This is a genomic window from Corallococcus sp. CA047B, from assembly GCF_003612065.1.
GTDB classification, from domain to species: domain Bacteria; phylum Myxococcota; class Myxococcia; order Myxococcales; family Myxococcaceae; genus Corallococcus; species Corallococcus praedator.
Genome location: NZ_RAWD01000653.1, coordinates 1 through 1,277, shown reverse-complemented (window position 1 = coordinate 1,277; position 1,277 = coordinate 1). Strand labels below are relative to the sequence as shown.

At 66.2% G+C, this 1,277-nt stretch carries 1 protein-coding gene; it reads left to right on the top strand.

The window, feature by feature from the left end; genetic code table 11:
• Positions 1-81 precede the first annotated feature (81 nt).
• Entirely contained in the window at positions 82-1,173 is a 1,092-nt protein-coding gene (locus D7X74_RS41955; RefSeq protein WP_120538467.1) for an IS5 family transposase, read from the top strand.
• Positions 1,174-1,277 lie beyond the last annotated feature (104 nt).

Sequence of the window (1,277 nt, the reverse complement as noted above, 5' to 3'; positions counted from 1 at the left end):
CTAGCAGGCTGTTGAGAAACCCCTCCGAGGGATCGACACCCCGCACTGAGGCGTGGTGTCCTCCGCGCCTCGGAGGGAGTGATGCGAGGACGGCCCAAGCAGCAGACGACGCTGTTCAGCCTGAGGACGCCTGGAGACCGGGTGCCCGCGGGTCATCCGCTGCGCAGGGTGAAGGACATGGCGGACGCCGCGCTGGCGGCGCTCTCTGCGACGTTCGATGAGATGTACAGCGGCACCGGAAGGCCGAGCATCCCGCCGGAGCAGTTGCTGAAGTCCTGCCTCCTCATGGCGTTCTACTCGGTGAGAAGCGAGCGGCTCTTCTGCGAGCAGCTCGACTACAACCTCTTGTACCGGTGGTTCCTCGACATGGGGATGGAGGACGCCTCCTTTGACCACAGCACCTTCTCGCAGAACCGGGACCGGCTGCTGGAGCACGACGTCGCCCGGAGATTCTTCATGGCGGTCATGAGCCAGGCGCAAAGCGCGGGGCTCACCAGCAACGAGCACTTCAGCGTGGATGGCAGCCTGATTGAAGCCTGGGCGTCGCTGAAGTCGTTCCGCCCGAAGGACGAGAAGGACGACAAGCAGGAGCCGCCCGACGACAAGGGTAACCCGACGGTGAACTTTCACGGGCAGAAGCGCGGCAACACGACGCACGCCTCGAAGACGGACCCGGAGGCGAAGCTTGCGCGCAAGGGCGACGGCAAGGAGGCGCGGCTGGCCTACAGCCTCAATGGCGTCATGGAGAACCGCAACGGGCTGCTCGTGGACCTCGCGGTGATGCCGGCGGACGGCTTCGCCGAGCGCGACTCGGCGGTGATGATGCTCGAAGGACTGAAGTCCCGGAACGAGCGCTCCTCCGTGGGCGCCGACAAGGGCTACGACACGGCGGACTTCGTCGCCGACTGTCGGCGCATGGGAGTCACGCCTCACATCGCCCAGACGACGGACACTCGGCGCCGCTCGGCCATCGACCGGCGAACAACGAGGCCCGCCGGCTACGCCCTCAGCCAGCGGGCACGGAAGCGAATCGAAGAGATATGGGGCTGGATGAAGACGGTGGGCGGCTTCCGCAAGACGCGCTTCAAAGGCAGGGAGCGGACGGAGTTGGCGGCGTATCTGGTGGGCGCCGCGTACAACCTGGTGCGGATGGCGCGGCTGGCCGCCGCATAGGCGCTCTGCGCCCGCTGCCTCCCCCCGAAGACAAGGTTGAGATTGAAGTCAACGAGAAGCCCGGCCTCGTGCCAGCAAACCGGGCTTCTTCAACAGCCTGCTAG

Coding starts and splice junctions, on each gene's coding strand:
- D7X74_RS41955 (WP_120538467.1), top strand. CDS start 82: ATGCGAGGACGGCCCAAGCAGCAGACGACGCTGTTCAGCCTGAGGACG.